The sequence below is a fragment of the Bradyrhizobium sp. LA6.8 genome (assembly GCF_040547935.1).
GTDB classification, from domain to species: Bacteria; Pseudomonadota; Alphaproteobacteria; order Rhizobiales; family Xanthobacteraceae; genus Bradyrhizobium; species Bradyrhizobium barranii.
Genome location: NZ_JBEPQQ010000002.1, coordinates 850,807 through 867,176 on the forward strand (window position 1 = coordinate 850,807; position 16,370 = coordinate 867,176).

15 protein-coding genes are annotated in these 16,370 nt (G+C 64.2%); 2 read left to right on the top strand and 13 right to left on the bottom strand.

Going from position 1 to position 16,370, the window contains the following annotated elements; translation table 11 throughout:
• Positions 1 to 76 precede the first annotated feature (76 nt).
• Complete coding sequence (locus ABIA90_RS11125) at positions 77 to 961, bottom strand: LysR family transcriptional regulator (protein WP_085403554.1); 885 nt, start codon at positions 959 to 961, stop codon at positions 77 to 79.
• Positions 962 to 1,082: 121 nt separating this feature from the next.
• Here ABIA90_RS11125 and ABIA90_RS11130 point away from each other — a divergent pair, with 121 nt between their 5' ends.
• Positions 1,083 to 1,718 (top strand): pyridoxamine 5'-phosphate oxidase family protein, encoded by a 636-nt coding sequence (locus ABIA90_RS11130; RefSeq protein WP_354122450.1) that lies wholly within the window; start codon positions 1,083 to 1,085, stop codon positions 1,716 to 1,718.
• A 192-nt stretch (positions 1,719 to 1,910) separates the two neighbouring features.
• Here the strand turns inward: ABIA90_RS11130 and ABIA90_RS11135 are convergent, their stop codons facing one another.
• Genes ABIA90_RS11135 through ABIA90_RS11145 form a run of 3 tightly spaced genes read right to left on the bottom strand, consistent with a single transcriptional unit; the run spans position 1,911 to position 5,454 of the window.
• Positions 1,911 to 2,642: an ABC transporter ATP-binding protein gene (locus tag ABIA90_RS11135; RefSeq protein ID WP_354118844.1), complete on the bottom strand. Its 732-nt coding sequence runs from the start codon at positions 2,640 to 2,642 to the stop codon at positions 1,911 to 1,913.
• Positions 2,639 to 4,408, bottom strand: coding sequence for a branched-chain amino acid ABC transporter ATP-binding protein/permease (locus ABIA90_RS11140; protein ID WP_354118845.1), 1,770 nt, complete (start codon positions 4,406 to 4,408; stop codon positions 2,639 to 2,641). The genes ABIA90_RS11135 and ABIA90_RS11140 overlap by 4 nt, the downstream gene beginning before the upstream one ends.
• Before the next feature lie 5 nt (positions 4,409 to 4,413).
• Positions 4,414 to 5,454 (bottom strand): branched-chain amino acid ABC transporter permease, encoded by a 1,041-nt coding sequence (locus ABIA90_RS11145; protein ID WP_085403557.1) that lies wholly within the window; start codon positions 5,452 to 5,454, stop codon positions 4,414 to 4,416.
• Between the two features lie 177 nt (positions 5,455 to 5,631).
• Between ABIA90_RS11145 and ABIA90_RS11150 the strand changes: the two genes are divergently transcribed.
• Complete coding sequence (locus ABIA90_RS11150) at positions 5,632 to 6,153, top strand: MarR family winged helix-turn-helix transcriptional regulator (protein ID WP_071916733.1); 522 nt, start codon at positions 5,632 to 5,634, stop codon at positions 6,151 to 6,153.
• 196 nt (positions 6,154 to 6,349) lie between these two features.
• Here the strand turns inward: ABIA90_RS11150 and ABIA90_RS11155 are convergent, their stop codons facing one another.
• The 9 genes from ABIA90_RS11155 to ABIA90_RS11195 form a co-directional block, all read right to left on the bottom strand.
• Positions 6,350 to 7,633, bottom strand: coding sequence for a glycerate kinase type-2 family protein (locus tag ABIA90_RS11155; protein WP_354118846.1), 1,284 nt, complete (start codon positions 7,631 to 7,633; stop codon positions 6,350 to 6,352).
• A gap of 183 nt (positions 7,634 to 7,816) precedes the next feature.
• Positions 7,817 to 9,046 (bottom strand): ABC transporter substrate-binding protein, encoded by a 1,230-nt coding sequence (locus ABIA90_RS11160; RefSeq protein ID WP_354118847.1) that lies wholly within the window; start codon positions 9,044 to 9,046, stop codon positions 7,817 to 7,819.
• A gap of 238 nt (positions 9,047 to 9,284) precedes the next feature.
• A complete protein-coding gene (locus ABIA90_RS11165; protein WP_354118848.1) occupies positions 9,285 to 10,511 on the bottom strand; it encodes an ABC transporter substrate-binding protein in 1,227 nt (408 codons plus the stop codon).
• Between the two features lie 142 nt (positions 10,512 to 10,653).
• Positions 10,654 to 11,883 carry an ABC transporter substrate-binding protein gene (locus ABIA90_RS11170; RefSeq protein ID WP_071916729.1) on the bottom strand — a complete coding sequence of 410 codons (1,230 nt, stop codon included), beginning with the start codon at positions 11,881 to 11,883 and terminating at the stop codon, positions 10,654 to 10,656.
• Between the two features lie 40 nt (positions 11,884 to 11,923).
• On the bottom strand, positions 11,924 to 12,943 hold the full coding sequence (locus ABIA90_RS11175; protein WP_028151939.1) for a branched-chain amino acid ABC transporter permease: 1,020 nt from the start codon (positions 12,941 to 12,943) through the stop codon (positions 11,924 to 11,926).
• A 2-nt stretch (positions 12,944 to 12,945) separates the two neighbouring features.
• A complete protein-coding gene (locus ABIA90_RS11180) occupies positions 12,946 to 13,824 on the bottom strand; it encodes a branched-chain amino acid ABC transporter permease (protein ID WP_354118849.1) in 879 nt (292 codons plus the stop codon).
• 12 nt (positions 13,825 to 13,836) lie between these two features.
• On the bottom strand, positions 13,837 to 14,550 hold the full coding sequence (locus ABIA90_RS11185) for an ABC transporter ATP-binding protein (RefSeq protein WP_014498266.1): 714 nt from the start codon (positions 14,548 to 14,550) through the stop codon (positions 13,837 to 13,839).
• Positions 14,547 to 15,344, bottom strand: coding sequence for an ABC transporter ATP-binding protein (locus ABIA90_RS11190; protein WP_166345288.1), 798 nt, complete (start codon positions 15,342 to 15,344; stop codon positions 14,547 to 14,549). Before ABIA90_RS11190 ends, ABIA90_RS11185 begins: the two co-directional genes overlap by 4 nt.
• Before the next feature lie 66 nt (positions 15,345 to 15,410).
• On the bottom strand, positions 15,411 to 16,277 hold the full coding sequence (locus tag ABIA90_RS11195) for an IclR family transcriptional regulator (RefSeq protein ID WP_028151937.1): 867 nt from the start codon (positions 16,275 to 16,277) through the stop codon (positions 15,411 to 15,413).
• Positions 16,278 to 16,370: the final 93 nt, after the last annotated feature.

Genomic DNA, 16,370 nt, shown 5'->3' on the forward strand with positions numbered 1-16,370 from the left:
GCATCCACGTTCTGACTTTCCGCGTCAAAGAACGTGGATGGCCGGGACAAGCCCGGCCATGACGGAGAGGGAGACCTCACCCAAACCTCCACTCCGCCGTCTCCACCACGAGATCGACGAACGCCCGCACCTTGGCCGACAGCAAACGCGAGGTCGGATAGACGATGTGGATCGGCAGCGCCGGCTGCTCGTATTTCGCCAGCACGATTTTCAGCCGCCCGCGCTTCAACCCCTCTGCGGCCTGATAGGCCAGCACCCGCGTGATGCCCCCGCCGGCTTCTGCATATTGCAGGGCGGCGTCGGCGCTGTTGCTGGTAAAACGTGGCGTCGGCGTCCACTCGATATCGCGGCCGTCCTGGACGAAGTGCCAATTGGCGTAGGGGCCGAACGCGATGGTCTGGTGCGCGAGCAATTCCTGTGGCGTCTTCGGCTCGCCGTGGCGCTTCAGGTAGCCCGGCGTCGCCACCGTGATCCGCCGCATCTCGCCGACCTGGCGTGCGACCAGCGAAGAATCGGCGAGATGGCCGATCCGCACCGCGGCATCGACCGCGTCCTCGACGAGATTGACGAGGTTGTCCGAGAGCCTGAGCTCGGCCGTGACCTCCGGATAGCGCTTGAGATAATCGGTCATGACCGGCGAGACATGCAGCCGCCCGAAGCCGAGGGGCGCCGACACCACCAGACGGCCGCTCGGCCGGTTGCGCTCCTCGCGCGCGGAGCCGTCGGCCTCCTCGACATCGGCGAGGATGCGCCGCGCGCGCTCCAGATAGCGCGTGCCGACATCGGTCAATCTCACCTGCCGGGTGGTGCGCTGCAGCAGCCGCGCGCCGAGATGCTCCTCCAACGCCGCGATCAGCCGCGTCACGGCCGATGGCGACAGCTGCAGCTTGCGCGCCGCCGGCGCAAAGCCGCGCAGATCGGCGACGGTGACGAAGACGTGCATGGCTTCGAGGCGGTCCACGGTATTATTGCATATATTGCAATGATGAAGTGTCAAGTGGCCAGATTGTTTTGCCCGCCGGAAGGTCCACTTTAGACAGCGAAAGACGCAGGGATGCGCCGGGATTTCAGGAGATGTTCCGATGACGGCAACTCACACCTACGCCAGCGACGTGGCGTTCACGCCGGCGGTGAAATCGATCCAGACACGAAAGGGATCACGCGAAGGCTATGCTCATGCCGAGCAGCGCGGATGGCGCACCGAGGTCGACGAGAACCTTGCGGCGTTCCTGGCTGACGCCAACAGCTTTTATTTCGCGACCGCGTCGGGCGATGGCCAGCCCTACATCCAGCACCGCGGCGGCCCCAAGGGGTTTTTGAAGGTGCTGGACAAGCAGACGCTGGCTTTCACGGACTACGCCGGCAACCGGCAATACATCACGCAGGGAAACCTGTCCGAGAATCCCAAGGCCTATATCTTCGTGATGGACTACGCCCATCGCCGCCGCGTCAAGATCTGGGGCGAGGCGCGCGTCGTCGAGGACGATGAGGCGCTAACGACGTCGCTGATGCCCAAGGGGTACCGCGCGCGCCCGGAGCAGGTGATCCTGTTCAAGATCGCAGCGTGGGACACCAACTGCCCGCAGCACATTCCGCAGAAGTTCGATGCGCCGGATGTTGCGGTAGTGCTGGCGGCGAGGGACGCGAGGATCGCGGAGCTGGAAGCGGAGGTCGCGGCGTTGAAGGGAAAAGCGAGTCTGCCTTCAAGCGAAAGCTAGCGCGGCTCGCAAGGTACACCCTCTCCCCCTGCGGGAGAGGGTGGCTCGCGGCGTAGCCGCGAGACGGGTGAGGGGCGTCTCTCTACCGGCGATGGTCCCACGTCGTCATTCGTGGAGAGAACCCCTCATCCGGCGCGCTTACGCGCGCCACCTTCTCCAACGAGGGAGAAGGAAGAGGAGCCAGCCAAGAAATCAGATCACACTCGCGCCTTCGTGCTGGAAGCCGAGGTAGCTGGCCGCCACGCGCTCGTTCGCCGCGACATCGCTCGCCTTGCCGCTGAGCACGAACTCGCCGAGCTCCATCACATAGGCCTGGTCCGCGATCTTCAGCGCGGCCTGCGCGTTCTGTTCGACCAGCAGCACGGAGACGCCGCTGGCGCGCAGCTCGGTGACGATGCGGAAGATGTCGGCGACGATGATCGGGGCGAGGCCGAGGCTCGGCTCGTCCAGCATCAAGAGCTTCGGCTCGCCCATCAGGGCGCGGCCCATCGCGAGCATCTGCTGCTCGCCGCCGGAGAGGGTGCCCGCGAGTTGCTTGCGCCGCTCCTTCAGCCGCGGAAACAGCGTGTAGACGCGCTCCATCGAGGCTTTCGCCTTGCTGCGCTCGATGCGGAAGGCCCCGAGCTCGAGATTGTCCTCGACATTCATGGTCACGAACAGCTCGCGGTGCTCGGGGACGAGGCCGAGCCCCATCGCGACGCGGTCCTCGATGTCGAGCCGTGACAAATCCTGACCGGCGAAGGTGACGCGGCCTTTCAGCGGCAAGATGCCCATGATGGCGGAAAGCAGCGTGGTCTTGCCGGCGCCATTTGCCCCGACGATGGTGACGATCTGGTTGGCGCCGACTTCGAGCGAGACCGAACGCACGGCCTCGACCTTGCCATAGGCGACATGCGCGTCGGCGACGGACAACAGCGCGCTCATGCGGCCACTCCGAGGTAGGCCTTGATCACTTCGGGATTGGTCTTGATCGTGGCGGGCGTGCCTTCCGCGATCTTGGTGCCGAAATCGAGCACCACGATGCGGTCGGCGAGGTTCATCACGAAGCCCATGTCGTGCTCGACAAGAAGCACGCTCATGCCGCCGTCGCGCAATTCGCGCAGCAGCGCGGCAAGACGCTGCTTCTCCATGTGGCGCAGGCCGGCGGCCGGCTCGTCGAGTAGCAGCAGCATCGGATCGACGCACAGCGCACGCGCGATCTCGACGATGCGCTGCTGGCCGAGCGAGAGCGAGCCTGCGAGCTGATGCATCTGCTCGGCGAGGCCCACGCGCTCGATCTGGCGGGCGGCCTCCGCGAGCAGCCTCGCTTCATCGGCGCGGTCGAGCCGCAGCATCGAGGAGATCGGTCCCGAATGGCCGCGCAGATGCGCGCCGATCGCGACATTCTCCAGCACGGTCATATCAGGGACGAGCTTCACATGCTGGAAGGTACGGGAGATGCCGAGCTTGACGATCTCCTGCGGCGGCGCTCTGTCGACCTTCTTGCCGAGCACCGAGATCGAGCCTGAGGTCGCCGACAGGACGCCGGTGATCAGGTTGAACGTCGTGCTCTTGCCCGCGCCGTTCGGTCCGATCAACGCGACGATCTCTTTCGCCTGCACGTCGAAGGAGACGTTGTTGACCGCAATCACGCCACCGAACTGCTTTCGTGCCTTCTCGACCTGAAGCAGGACGCCGGACTGGCCGGCCGCGCGGGTGCGCTGCTCCAGTTTCAGCGAGGTGTCCGGCTTCTTGCCACTGGTGCGCTCGGGCAGGAACGACATCAGCCAGGGCCAGACGCCGCCGGGCGCAAGCTGGAGCAGCGCCACCAGCAGGATGCCGAAAACGATGGTCTCGACCTGCCCGGAGCCGGGCAGGATCAGCGGCAAATAGCTTTGCAGCACCTCCTTCAGGACCACGACGATCGCCGCGCCCAGCACGCCGCCCCAGACATAGCCGGCGCCGCCGACCACCGCGATGAAGAGATATTCGATGCCGGCCTGCGCGCCGAACGGCGTCGGGTTCACGGCGCGCTGGAGATGCGCGTAGAGCCAGCCGGAGAGGCCGGCGAGCACCGCGGCGTGGATGAACACCAGGAGCTTTGCGCGCGGCGTGTGCACGCCGAACGCTTCGGCCGCGACGTGTCCGCGCCGCAGCGCGCGGATGGCGCGGCCAGTGCGGGAATCCAGCAGGTTCATCGTGAGCAGGGCCGAGAGGATCACGGCAACCCAGATCGCGTAATAGATCGAGCCGGGCGAAAGCATCTTGAATGAGCCGATCGACAGCGGCGGGATCGCCGAGATGCCGTCGTTTCTTCCCAAAAATTCCAGCTTGCTGAAGAGATAGAACAGGCCCAGCCCCCAGGCGAGCGTGCCGAGCGGCAGATAGTGCCCGGAGAGACGGACGGTCACCAGCCCGAGCAGCACCGCCAACGATCCGCTGACCAATAGCGACAGCGGCAAGGTCAGCCACGGCGACAGGCCGTAGGCCGTCGACAGCACCGCGGTGGTGTAGGCGCCGAACCCGACGAAAGCCGCCTGGCCAAACGAGGTCAGGCCGCCGACGCCGGTGAGCAGCACGAGGCCCATCGCGACGAGGGCGGCAAGGCCGATATTGTCGAGCAGCACGATCCAGAACGGCGGCATGCCCGGGAGATGCGGGATCGCCGCCATGAGAAGCGCGAAGATGAGGATGGGAAGCCGGCTCTGCATGCGCGTCAGTCCTTCTCTTCCTCGACCGCGGGCGCGGCGAGCGAGCGCAGCAGCAGCACGGGGATCAGCAGCATGAAGACGATCACTTCCTTGTAGTTGGAGGCGTAGAAGGACGAGAACGCCTCGACGATGCCGACGACCAGCGCCGCGACGGCGGTGAGCGGATAGCTGACGAGGCCGCCGATGATTGCGGCAACGAAGCCCTTGAGGCCGATCAGGAACCCGGAGTCGTAATAGAGCGTCGTGATCGGCACGATCATGATGCCCGACAGCGCGCCGATGACGGAGGCCAGCAGGAAGGCGATCTGGCCGGACAGCGTGGTGCGGATGCCGGCAAGGCGGGCGCCGAGCCGGTTCACGGCGGTCGCGCGCAGCGCCTTGCCGTAGAGCGTCAGCCCGAAGAACAGCCAGAGCCCGACGATGAAGGCGATGGTGATACCGTAGACGGTGATGCTCTGGCCGGTGAAGCGCAGTGCACCGGCGGTGAAGGAGCCGGACAGCACGGCAGGTCCGCGCTGGCCTTCGGCGCCGAAGAACAGCAGGCCGAGGCCCTGCAGCGCGAGGTGGACGCCGACCGATGCGATCAGCAGCACCAGTACGGAGGTGTGCGCCAGCGGCTGGAACGCGATGCGGTAGAGGTAGAGGCCGATCATCGCCACGATCACCAGCGACAGCGCGATGCAGACCGCGACCGGCGGCTTCTGGGCGGCGAAGTAGATGGTCAGCGCCAGCACGATGGCCGGCAGCACGACGTTGGTGACGAGGCTGCGCACGATCAGGCGGCCGTGCAGCGCCTTGCGCGCCACGAACAGGTCGAACACGAAGGCGCCGATGCCCAGCGCCAGCGCGAGCTTTGCCGTGCCCGGCATCTGGCCCGCGGCCAGCGAGGCATAGGTCAGCGCGCCGTAGGTGACGAATTCGCCCTGGGGAATGAGGATGACGCGCGTGACGGCGAACACCAGCACCAGCGCCAGGCCGAGCAGCGCATAGATCGCGCCATTGGTGATGCCGTCCTGTACCAGGAACAGCATGATGGTGGTATTCAAGACCGGACGCTCCCCCTCAAAGATCGGGACCGGGCTCCGCAATTGCGGTGGACGGTCCGCTCACAGCCATTGAAACGCTGACGATATTTGATATGGTCCATAACAATTATCAAATATAACTTCAAGGGTGGGGCGGACGACCCGCCCCGAATTTAGCGGGATCACGAGCACGAGGCGATGACCGTTTCCAAAACCGCCGAAAAGTCTTCTGAAAAGCCCGGCGACGCGGCCAAGGGCCGCAAGGACGCGGCCGAGGCCCAGCCTGAAGCCCTCCAGCTTGGCGAGCTCTCCGAGCAGCTCGGCTACGTGCTGAAGCGGGCGCAGCTCAAGGTGTTCGAGAACTTTTTACGCTGCATGGCCTCGCTCCAGCTCACGCCGGCGCAGTTCTCCGTGCTGCTGCTGGTCGAGAAGAATCCGGGCCGTAACCAGACCGAGATCGCCTCGACGCTGGGCATCCTGCGCCCGAACTTCGTGGCGATGCTCGACAATCTGGAGAGCCGCGACCTCTGCGCGCGGATCCGCTCCACCAACGACCGCCGCTCGCACATCCTGGTGTTGACCGACAAGGGCAAGGCCGTGCTGACCCGGGCGAAAAAGCTGGTCGCCACCAAGCACGAGTCCCGGCTGAACGAGCTGCTCGGGCAGGCCAACCGCGAAGCCCTGATCGGGATGCTCTCGAAAATCGCGAACGAGTTTTGAGGCCCGGCTGTCATCGCCCGGCTTGACCGGGCGATCCAGTACTCCGAGACGCTTGTGATCGAACCGATAGGCCGCGGCGTACTGGATTACCCGCCTGCCGCCTACGCTAAAGCTTCGGCGCCCCTGGACCTCAACCCCGGCGAAGCCTTGGCGTAGCCGGGTCGCGGGGAATGACAGCGAGACCTGGGCAGGCGCCTCAATCCACCAAAATCACCCTGATATCGTTCACGTTCGTCAGCGTCGGTCCCGGCATCAGCAGATCGCCGGTCGCCTCGAAGAACGTCGTCGCGTCGTTGTTGTCCAGATACGCCTGCGGCTGAAGCGCCAGCGCCTTCATCTTGGCGAACGTCGCAGCATCAATCAGCGCGCCGGCGGGGTCGGTTGGGTGGCCGGCGCCGCCATCGGCGCCGTCGGTGTCGCCGGCGAGAGCGGAAATGTCAGGTGTGTCCTTCAACAGGCCGGCGAGCGCCAGCGCGTATTCCTGGTTGGGGCCGCCGCGCCCATTGCCGCGCACGGTAACGGTGAGCTCGCCGCCGGAGAGGATCGCGAGGCGCTTGCCTTGCGCGCGTGCTTGAAGCGCGAGCCTGGCGTGATCGGCCGCGACCTCGCGCGCCTCGCCTTCGAGATCGGCGCCGAGATCGATGGTCTCGTAGCCGGCTTCCTTGGCGAGCTTCACCGCGGCGTCGAGCGATTGCTTGGGCCGCGCGATCAGCTCGAAATGCGCGCGCGCGAAGGCGGCATCATCAGGCTTGGCACTTTCGTTGGCGGGATCGTCGAGCGCGCGGCGGACGGCGTCGTCGATGGCGAGCTTGTACTTCGCGACGATCGCGCGCGCATCCGCCAGCGTGGTCGGATCGGGCACGGTGGGGCCGGAAGCAATGGCGGACGGATCGTCGTGCGGCACGTCGGAAATCGCCAGCGTCACGATCTCGGCGGCATTCTTGCCGGCGCGCGCCAGCCGGCCGCCCTTGATCCGCGACAAATGTTTCCTGACCGTGTTCATCTCGCCGATCGGCGCGCCCGAGCGGAGCAGCGCCTTGTTGACCGCCTGCTTCTGCGCGAAGCTGATGCCGTCCACCGGGGCGATCCAGTTCGCCGAGCCGCCGCCGGTGAGCAGCACCAGCAGCAGATCGTCGGGCCCGGCCTCGCCAGCGAGCGCGAGCGTATCGGCGGCGCCCTTCAGGCCGGCTTCATCGGGAACGGGATGACCGGCCTCGACCACGCGGATGCGGCGCGTCGGCACGCCGTAGCCGTGGCGCGTGGTGGCGATGCCGACGAGGCGCTCCGGCGCGAGCTTGAGCGTGTCGAGATAATGCCGCTCGGCTGCCGCGGCCATCGCACCCGCGCCCTTGCCGGCGGCGAGGCAGATCACGCGCCCTTTCGGCGCGGGCCGCAGATACGGCGCCAGAATCGTGCTGGGATGGGCGGCGGCAACGGCGGCGTCGTAGAGCGCGCGGAGCAGGGGACGTCGGTCGGTCATGGCGAAGGCCTTCAGCGAACTGAAATGATGGCGACAAAATCGCCGGCTCCCTGCCTACCGCATCAGGCGCCAAAGCGTAAGCGGGCTTTACCATCATTCGATTGTGCAATCGCGTGATCATAATCCGCACGCAAGCAAAAGCCCCCTGCGATGGCCGCGCAGGGGGCTCTCTGTCGTTTGGGGCTAGCCGCCGACGTCGGCGCTGATTACGTCTCCGAACAGCTCCCACTTCTCGCCCTTGAACTTCTCGAGTTGAAGCTGGCTGATCGGCGCGAAATCGGTCGGCGAGGTGTTGACCTTCACGCCCGGCAGCAGCGCCTCGGTGCGGAAGTCCTTCACGTTCGCCGCCTGCTTCATGATGTTCTCGCGCGTGAGATTGTCACCGCACTGCTTCAAGACCTGGACCAGTGTCTGCGCCACGGCATAGCCGACGATCGTGCCCTTATCGAGCTTGTCGCCCTCGGGGAAGTATTTGGTCATGAACGCCAGAAACTCCTTCATGCCGGGATCGTTGTTCCACGCGGGATCCGACACGTCCTTGAGATAGTCGGCCGAGATGATGTCCTGGCCGTTCTCGAAGCCGGCCGGCTTCATCACGCTGCCGACGGAGGCCGAGACGTTGTTGAGGAAGTGCAGCGGCTTCCAGCCGATCTCGGAATTCTTCTTGATTGCCTGCGCGGCGAATTTCGGCGTCGTGATGTTCATGAAGACGTCGGCACCGGTCGACTTCAGCTTGACGATGTGGTTGTCGATGGTCGGCTCGGAGGTCTCGTAGCTCTCTTCGATGACGATCATCGAGGCGGCTTTCGAGCCGAGGCCATCCTTGAGGCCCTTGAGATAGTCCTTGCCGTAATCGTCGTTCTGGTAAAGCACCGCGATCTTGGCGTCCGGCTTGTTCTTGAGCAGCCACTTCGCATAGATCTGCGTCTCGCTCTGGTAGTTGGGCTGCCAGCCCATCGTCCAGGGGAAGTTCTGCGGATCGTTCCACTTGGTGGCGCCGGTCGCGACGAACAGCTGCGGCACCTTCTTCGAGTTCATGTATTTGTGGATCGCCGAGTTCGGCGGCGTGCCGAGCGAGTTGAAGATGAACAGCACCTCGTCGCTCTCGACCAGCTTGCGGGCCTGCTCCACCGTCTTCGGCGGCGAGTAGGCGTCGTCATAGGAGATGTAATTGATCTTGCGGCCGTTGATGCCGCCCTCGTCGTTGATCTTCTTGAAATAGGCGGCTTCGGTCCGCCCGATGATGCCGTAGGCGGAGGCCGGTCCGCTGTAGGGCATGATGTTGCCGACCTTGATTTCGGTGTCGGTCGCGCCGGTATCGTATTTCTTCTGGGCCGATGCAGTGGAGGCCGAGGCCGCAATGAGCGCAAGCGCCAGTGACGCGGCCGCAAGTTTGCCGGTGACAGCGGGCATTCCTATCTCCCTATTTTCTTGGTGTGTGTGCGTCCCTTTTCTTGGCTTGATGATTTTGGCGGCGCGGACGCAATTCAATACGATTTACCGGGAGCCTTCAACAGAAAGCCCCCGCGGCTGTGTCGCAGGGCTGCTCCTTTAGTAGTCAATGACCGGCGCGCGCTCGTGTGCGACTGCGAGACGGCGCCGCTGTCTTGAGTTGATTAATCAGTCGGAGGCGATTTTGAGTTGCGCGGCTTCAGTGGCCGAGCTCGCTCGAGATGATGTCGCCGAACAGCTCCCATTTCCTGCCCTTGAACCGCATCATCTGGAGCTGCTCGATCGGGGCGAAATTATCGGCGGAGGTGTTGATCTTGATGCCGGGCAGCAGCGTGTCGGGCTCGAAATCCTTCAATGAAGCGGCCTGCTTCATGACGTTCTCATGGGTGAGCTCGTCGCCGCACATCTGCAGCACCTTCACCATGGTCTGGGCCGCGGCATAGCCGAACACCACGCCGGCATCGAGCTTGTTGGCCTTGGGGTCGTACTGCGCGAGGAAATTATAGAACTTCTTCATGCCGTCATCGGCATTCCATTGCGGGTCGGAGCCGTCCTTGGTGTAGCTCGCCGACAGGATGCCTTGCGAGATCTCCAGGCCCGCGGGCTCGAGCACGCCGCCGACCGAAGCCGAGACGTTGGAGATGATGTGGACCGGATGCCAGTTGATCTCGGCCGCCTTCTTGATCGCCTGCGCGGCGAATTTCGGCGTGGTGATGCTGAGGAAGACGTCGGCGCCCGAGGCCTTCAGCTTCACGACGTGCTCGTCGATCGCGGGCTCCGAGGTGTCGTAGCCGTCTTCGAGCACGATCATCGAGGCCTTGGCCCCTAAGCCGTCCTTCAGCCCCTTCAGATAGTCCTTGCCGAAATCGTCGTTCTGGTAGAGCACGCCGATCTTCGCGTCCGGCTTCTCCTTCATGACGTATTTGGCGTAGATGCGCGCCTCGCTGGCGTAGCTCGGTTGCCAGCCCATGGTCCACGGATATTGCTTCGGATCGTTCCACTTGGAGGCGCCGCTCGCCACGAACAGCTGCGGCACCTTCTTCTCGTTCATGTATTTGCGGATGGCGCCGTTGGTGGAGGTGCCGAGCGAGCCGAAGATCAGCAGCACACCGTCGCTCTCGACCAGCTTGCGCGCCTGCTCCACAGTCTTCGGCGGCGAATAGCCGTCGTCGTAGGAGATGAACTTGATCTTGCGGCCGTTGATGCCGCCCTCGGCATTGATCTTGTTGAAATAAGCTTCCTCGGCCTTGCCGATCGCGGCATAGGCGGAGGCCGGCCCGCTATAGGGCATGATGTTGCCGATCTTGATCTCGGTATCGGAAGCGCCGCTGTCGTATTTCTTTTGCGCCAGTGCCGGGCTGCTCATTGCAGTGCACAACGCGAGCGCGGCCGAAACGGCCGCAACCTGAAATCGAACGACAGTCATCTTTCTCCACCCGGAATGGATCGGCGCCGCATTGAACAAGATTGACGTCCGACGTCAACAAAAAGCCCCCGCGGTCGCCCGCGGGGGCTTTGTCAGATTTGACTAGACTTGAACTGACCAGACTTGGACTATTGCGTCAGCGTCACTCGGAGGCGACGTCGCCGCTGATGATCTCGCCGAACAGTTCCCACTTCTCGCCCTTGAAGCGCTGCATCTGGAGCTGCGAAATCGGGGCGAAGTCGGTGGCGCTGGTGTTGATCTTGACGCCGGGCAGCAGGGTGTCCGGTGCGAAGTCCTTCAACGACGCGGCCTGCTTCATGAGGTTGGCGCGGGTGAGGTCGTCACCGCACATCTCCAGCGTCTTGACCAGGGTCGACGCCGCGCCATAGCCATAGACCATGCCGGTGTCGGTCTTGTCGGCGCCAGGCATGTACTTGTCGACGAACTCGTTCCACTTCTTCATGCCGGGATCGTTGTTCCACTGCGGGTCGGTGGAATCCTTGGCATAGGCCGCCGACAGCACGTCCTGCGAGGCCTCGAAGCCGGCCGGCTTCATCACGCTGCCGACCGAGATCGACACGTTGGTGAGGATCTGGAGCGGCTTCCAGCTGAGCTCGGCGGTCTTCTTGATGGTCTGGGCCGCGAACTTCGGCGTCGCGTAGATCAGCAGCACGTCGGGATTGGCGGCCTTGATCTTGACGATGTGGCCGTCGATCGACGGCTCGGAGATCTCGTAGCTCTCTTCCATGATGATCATGGACGCGCCCTTGGCGCCGAGACCGTCCTTGGTGCCCTTGAGGTAGTCTTTGCCGAAATCGTCGTTCTGGTAGAGGATCGCGACCTTGGCGTTCGGCTTTTCCTTCATCAGCCATTTCGCGTAGATCTGCGCTTCGCTCTGGTAGGAGGGCTGCCAGCCGATGGTCCAGGGGAAGTTCTTCGCGTCGTTCCACTTGGTGGCGCCGGTGGCGACGAACAGCTGCGGGATCTTCTTGGCGTTCAGGTACTTCTGGATCGCGGTGTTCGAGGGCGTGCCGAGCGGATTGTACACGGCCAGCACTTCGTCGCTCTCGACCAGCTTGCGGACCTGCTCGACGGCCTTCGGCGGCGAATAGGCGTCGTCATAGGTGACGAAGTTGATCTTGCGGCCGTTGATGCCGCCCTTGTCGTTGATCATCTTGAAATAGGCTTCTTCGGTCTTGCCGATGATGCCATAGGCCGACGCCGGACCGCTGTACGGCATGATGTTGCCGATCTTGATCTCGGTGTCGGACGCGCCGGTGTCGTATTTCTTCTGGGCAAGTGCTGCGCCGGAGGTGAGGGTCGCGACCGCCGTTACGAGTGCGGTGGTTCGCAGTATTCTTCCGAAAAGCAATTGGGTCTCCTTGGTTAAAACAACAGTCTGGATGGACGTTTCAGTTCTTCCTGAGCCGACCGGCGAGTTGCTGGCCCAGGATCGCGACTTGCCTTGCGCCATGCGGCACGAGGTAGATGACGAGGAACAGGAGCACGCCGAACACCGCGCCGGAGAGGCCCTTGGAGATGCCCTCCGCGATGTTCGGCACGAAGATGATGAAGGCGGCGCCGACGATCGAGCCGGGCAGCCAGCCGACGCCGCCGACGACCATGCCGAGGAACAGCGAGATTGCGAGCGTGATGGTGTAGCTGTCGGGCGCGACGAACTGCACCGCAATGGCGCCAAGCGAGCCGGCGATGCCGGTGATGGCGGCGGAGACGCCGAAGGCCAGCGTCTTGTACAGCGCGACGTCCACGCCCATCGCGGAGGCCGCGATCTCGTTGTCGCGGATCGCCATGAAGGCGCGGCCCGAGCGGGAACGCAGCAGGTTCACCGAGAAGATGTAGATCGCAATCACGACCACGAGCGTGAAGTAGTACAGCCACATGTCCTGTGACATCGGCAGGCCGAACGGCGCATCCGGCTTGGTGACGACGAGGCCCTGCACGCCGCCGGTCCAGTGCTCGAGGAAGTTCAGCTTGAGGAGCTGCGGCATGGCGGTGGCGAGCGCGAAGGTCGCAAGCGCGAGGTAGACGCCGGAGAGCCGCAGCGCCGGCTGCCCGAACAGGAAGCCGAAGCCGAAACAGACGACGCCGGCGATCGGCAGCGTCAGCGCGTAATTGACGTTGAAGTGCTCCATCAGCACCGCTGTCGTATAGGCGCCGACCGCGTAGAACGCGCTCTGGCCGAGCGAGAACTGGCCGCTTCCGCCGGTCAGGATGTTCAGCGCCAGCACCGCGAGCCCGTAGATCAGGAGCATCGTCATCTGGAAGATGATGAAGTTCTTGACGAAAACGGGTGCGATCAGCAGTGCCGCGAGCACCACCAGCGAGGTGCCGGTGCCCAGCGTCATGGCCCGCTTCGGAACAGCCTCGACCGCCTCGTGGCCTTCTGCAACGACTTCTTCTGCAGCGCTCATGATCAAACTCGCTTGACGATGTGCCGGCCGAACAGGCCAGCGGGTTTGACAACCAGGACGGAGATGATCAGCGCGAGCGCGATCGGGAGCTTCAGCTCATTGCCGACGCCGGGGATGTAGGTGCCGGCGAGGTTCTCGAAGATGCCGACCAGGAAGCCGCCGACCACGGCGCCGAACGGGCTGGTGAGACCACCGAGCACGGCGGCGGCAAACCCGTAGATCAGCACGCCGCCCATCATGTTGGGCTCGAGGAACACGACAGGGGCGATCAGCATGCCGGCGATCGCGCCGATCGCGGTCGCCATGCCCCAGCCGAGCGCGATCATCCAGGACGTGTTGATGCCGACGAGGCGGGCCGATTCAGGCACCGAGGCGGCCGCGCGCATGGCCAGGCCGATGCGCGTGTACTGGAAGAAGAAGTAGAGGCCGAGCAGCAGCAGCACCGTGACGCCGATCATGCCGGCCTGGTGGGTCGAGATCAGCTGGCTGCCCAGGAACGGCGCGGAGCCGAACGGGGTCGGGTACTGCTTGATGGTGAAGTCCCAGATCAGGCCGGCCGAGGAGTTGATGATCGCAAACAGCGCGATGAAGCCGGCGACGTTGGTCAGCACCGGCGCTTTCGCCAGCGGCTTGAACAGGATGCGCTCGATCGCGATGCCGGCGATGAAGGAGAGCGCCAGCGTGAGGATGAAGGCGGCCCAGTAAGGCACGCCCCATTGCATCAGCTGCCAGGAGATGAAGGTCGAGAACATCGCCATCTCGCCCTGCGCGAAGTTGAGATGGTCGATCGCCTGGTAGATCATGACCACGGCGAGCGCCATGCAGGCGTAGATCGCGCCCGTGGCGATGCCGGCCAGCACTTGGTTGGTGAACAGCTCCATCGTGCCGGCTCCTCAGTAACCCAGATAGGATTTGCGGATTTCTTCGTTGTTCGCGATGTCCTTGGCATTGCCCGACATCACGATGCGTCCGGTCTCGATCACGTAGGCCTGGTCGGCGAGCTCGAGCGCGAGCTGGGCGTTCTGCTCGACCACCAGGATCGACACCTTGTCCTCGCGGTTGATCTTGCCGAGGATGCCGAACAGGTCGCGCACGACCAACGGCGCCAGTCCGAAGGACGGCTCGTCGAGCAGCATCAGGCGCGGCCGCAGCATCAGCGCACGGGCGACCGCGAGCATCTGCTGCTCGCCGCCCGAGAGCGTGCCGGCCTGCTGGGTGTGGCGCTGCTTGAGCACCGGGAAATGCGCGTACATGCGCTCGATGTCGGAAACGATGCCGGCGCTGTCCTTGCGGGTGATGGCCCCGAGCTGGAGGTTCTCCTCGACCGTCATGGTCGTGAAGGTGCCGCGGCCCTGCGGCACGTGGGCGATGCCGAACCGCACGATGCTCTCGGTAGAGCGGTTGCTGAGCGGCTTGCCTTCGAACTCGATCGCGCCGGTGGAACGCACCATGTTGCAGATCGCGCGCAGGGTGGTGGTCTTGCCGGCGCCATTGGCGCCGAGCAGCGTCGTCAACGATCCTTCGTTGAGCGAGAAGGACAGGCCATGGAGCGCCTGGACCTGGCCGTAATAGGCGCGCAGGTCCTTGACGTTGAGCAGCGTCGTCATTGGTCCTTGCTCCCGAGATAGGCCTTGATGACGTCGGGGTCCGCCTGCACCTGGGCCGGCGTGCCTTCCGCGAGCTTCTTGCCGAAATTCAGCGCGACGACGTGGTCGGCGATCGACATCACGAGGCCCATGTGGTGCTCGACCAGCAGCACGGTCATGTGGCGGTCGTCGCGGATGCGGCGGATGAGGTCGCCGAGCAGATAGACTTCCTCGTGGTTGAGGCCGCCGGCCGGCTCGTCGAGCAGCAGGATCTTCGGGTCGGCCGCGAGCGCGCGCGCCAGCTCGACGCGCTTCTGCGTGCCGAAGGGCAGGCCGGACACGATGGTGTGGGCGACGTCCTCGAGCTTGAGATAGGCGAGGATCTCCTGCACCTTCTTGTTGACCTCGGTCTCGCTGCGCCGGACCCAGGCGAGCCGAAGCGAGTCGCTGATGATGTCGCTGGAGGTCTTCGAATGGGCGCCGACGCGGACGTTGTCCATCACCGAGAGGTTCGGAAACAGCGCCACGTTCTGGAAGGTGCGGCCAATGCCGATCTCGGCGATCCGGTGCGGAGGCCGCGACAGGATGCTCACGCCTTCCATCAGGATGTCGCCCGACGACGGCTGATAGAGCCGCGAGAGGCAATTGAAGAGCGTGGTCTTGCCGGCGCCGTTGGGGCCGATCAATCCGAGGATCTGGCCCTTGTGCATGTCAAAGGACACGCCGTTGAGCGCGATGATGCCGCCGAACACGACGCTGACGTCGCGAACCGCGAGCAGGGGCGATGTCCCCCGCGCGAGCTGTGCCTGCGTCATCTCGTCTCGCCCACACACGTCAGTGGGCGAAGGGGCGATGCGAACCGCTCCCGGTGATGACAAAGGCTATCTGAACCCCTCGGCCACACGCGCAACTTTTCCTCCTGATTTCAGCTTTTTGCTGACTTCTTTTTTGGATTGCGGCATCAGTCCCCCGAGTGCCGCTTCAATGTTCCTTACCATCGCCAGCAGACGCGGTCCAATGTCGTTGATCAAACGCTCTTCCGTGAAGCGGAATGCGGGCGCGCCGCAATTGAATGCGTAAGGTCCGGTTCCGTCGTTGAGCTTGAGCGCGACGCCGGCGGCGCCGATGTCGTCGTGCCAGTCGCCGACGGACATCGCGAAACCGTATTTCGCAACGGTCTCGCCGGAACGTTCCAGTCCGTCGCGCATCTTCGGCCAGCGGCTGCCGTAATGTTCGCGCAGGATGCGGGACACCTCGGCGCGGCCTTCTTCGTCGAGCGCCCAGAAATAGGCGCGGCCCATCGCGCTGGTTGCAATCGGCACGCGGGAGCCGACGTCCAGTTGAACGCCGACCGTCTCGCTGCCGCGACTTTGCCCGAAATAGATCATGCTGTGACGGTCGCGGCCGCCGATCGCGACGGCGCCGCCGGTCGCGCGCATCAATTCCTCGCGAAATGGCTCGGACAAATGCCGAACGCCGAGATTGGACAACGCCGCATAGCCGAGCGCCATCGCGGCGGGCGCGAGCTGATACTTCTCGAAACGGGGAACCGGTGTCAGATAACCGAGCTTCGTCAACGTGTAGGTCAGGCGCGAAACGGTCGGCTTGGGCAGGTTCGTCCGCGCGGCGATCTCCTGGTTGCCGAGAAGTCCGTCGCTGGGTTGGAATGCGCGCAAAACATCTAGTCCGCGGGAAAGCGCGACGACGAAATTCCGATCGGTCGCAGTCTTCTTGCCTGTACGCTTCATCCCTGATCTGCTTCTTGCGCGGAGTCGTTGACAACGTCCGTGCTTCAAAATAACCCTGCCGTCAAGATGCGGAATTAAATTCCGCACCGCGAA

Excerpts from the sequence above, each read along its gene's own strand:
- ABIA90_RS11130 (WP_354122450.1), top strand. The coding sequence starts at position 1,083 with ATGACGGCAACTCACACCTACGCCAGCGACGTGGCGTTCACGCCGGCG.
- ABIA90_RS11135 (WP_354118844.1), bottom strand. The coding sequence starts at position 2,642 with ATGAGCGCGCTGTTGTCCGTCGCCGACGCGCATGTCGCCTATGGCAAG.
- ABIA90_RS11140 (WP_354118845.1), bottom strand. The coding sequence starts at position 4,408 with ATGCAGAGCCGGCTTCCCATCCTCATCTTCGCGCTTCTCATGGCGGCG.
- ABIA90_RS11150 (WP_071916733.1), top strand. The coding sequence starts at position 5,632 with ATGACCGTTTCCAAAACCGCCGAAAAGTCTTCTGAAAAGCCCGGCGAC.
- ABIA90_RS11155 (WP_354118846.1), bottom strand. The coding sequence starts at position 7,633 with ATGACCGACCGACGTCCCCTGCTCCGCGCGCTCTACGACGCCGCCGTT.
- ABIA90_RS11160 (WP_354118847.1), bottom strand. The coding sequence starts at position 9,046 with ATGCCCGCTGTCACCGGCAAACTTGCGGCCGCGTCACTGGCGCTTGCG.
- ABIA90_RS11165 (WP_354118848.1), bottom strand. The coding sequence starts at position 10,511 with ATGACTGTCGTTCGATTTCAGGTTGCGGCCGTTTCGGCCGCGCTCGCG.
- ABIA90_RS11175 (WP_028151939.1), bottom strand. The coding sequence starts at position 12,943 with ATGAGCGCTGCAGAAGAAGTCGTTGCAGAAGGCCACGAGGCGGTCGAG.
- ABIA90_RS11180 (WP_354118849.1), bottom strand. The coding sequence starts at position 13,824 with ATGGAGCTGTTCACCAACCAAGTGCTGGCCGGCATCGCCACGGGCGCG.
- ABIA90_RS11185 (WP_014498266.1), bottom strand. The coding sequence starts at position 14,550 with ATGACGACGCTGCTCAACGTCAAGGACCTGCGCGCCTATTACGGCCAG.
- ABIA90_RS11190 (WP_166345288.1), bottom strand. The coding sequence starts at position 15,344 with ATGACGCAGGCACAGCTCGCGCGGGGGACATCGCCCCTGCTCGCGGTT.
- ABIA90_RS11195 (WP_028151937.1), bottom strand. The coding sequence starts at position 16,277 with ATGAAGCGTACAGGCAAGAAGACTGCGACCGATCGGAATTTCGTCGTC.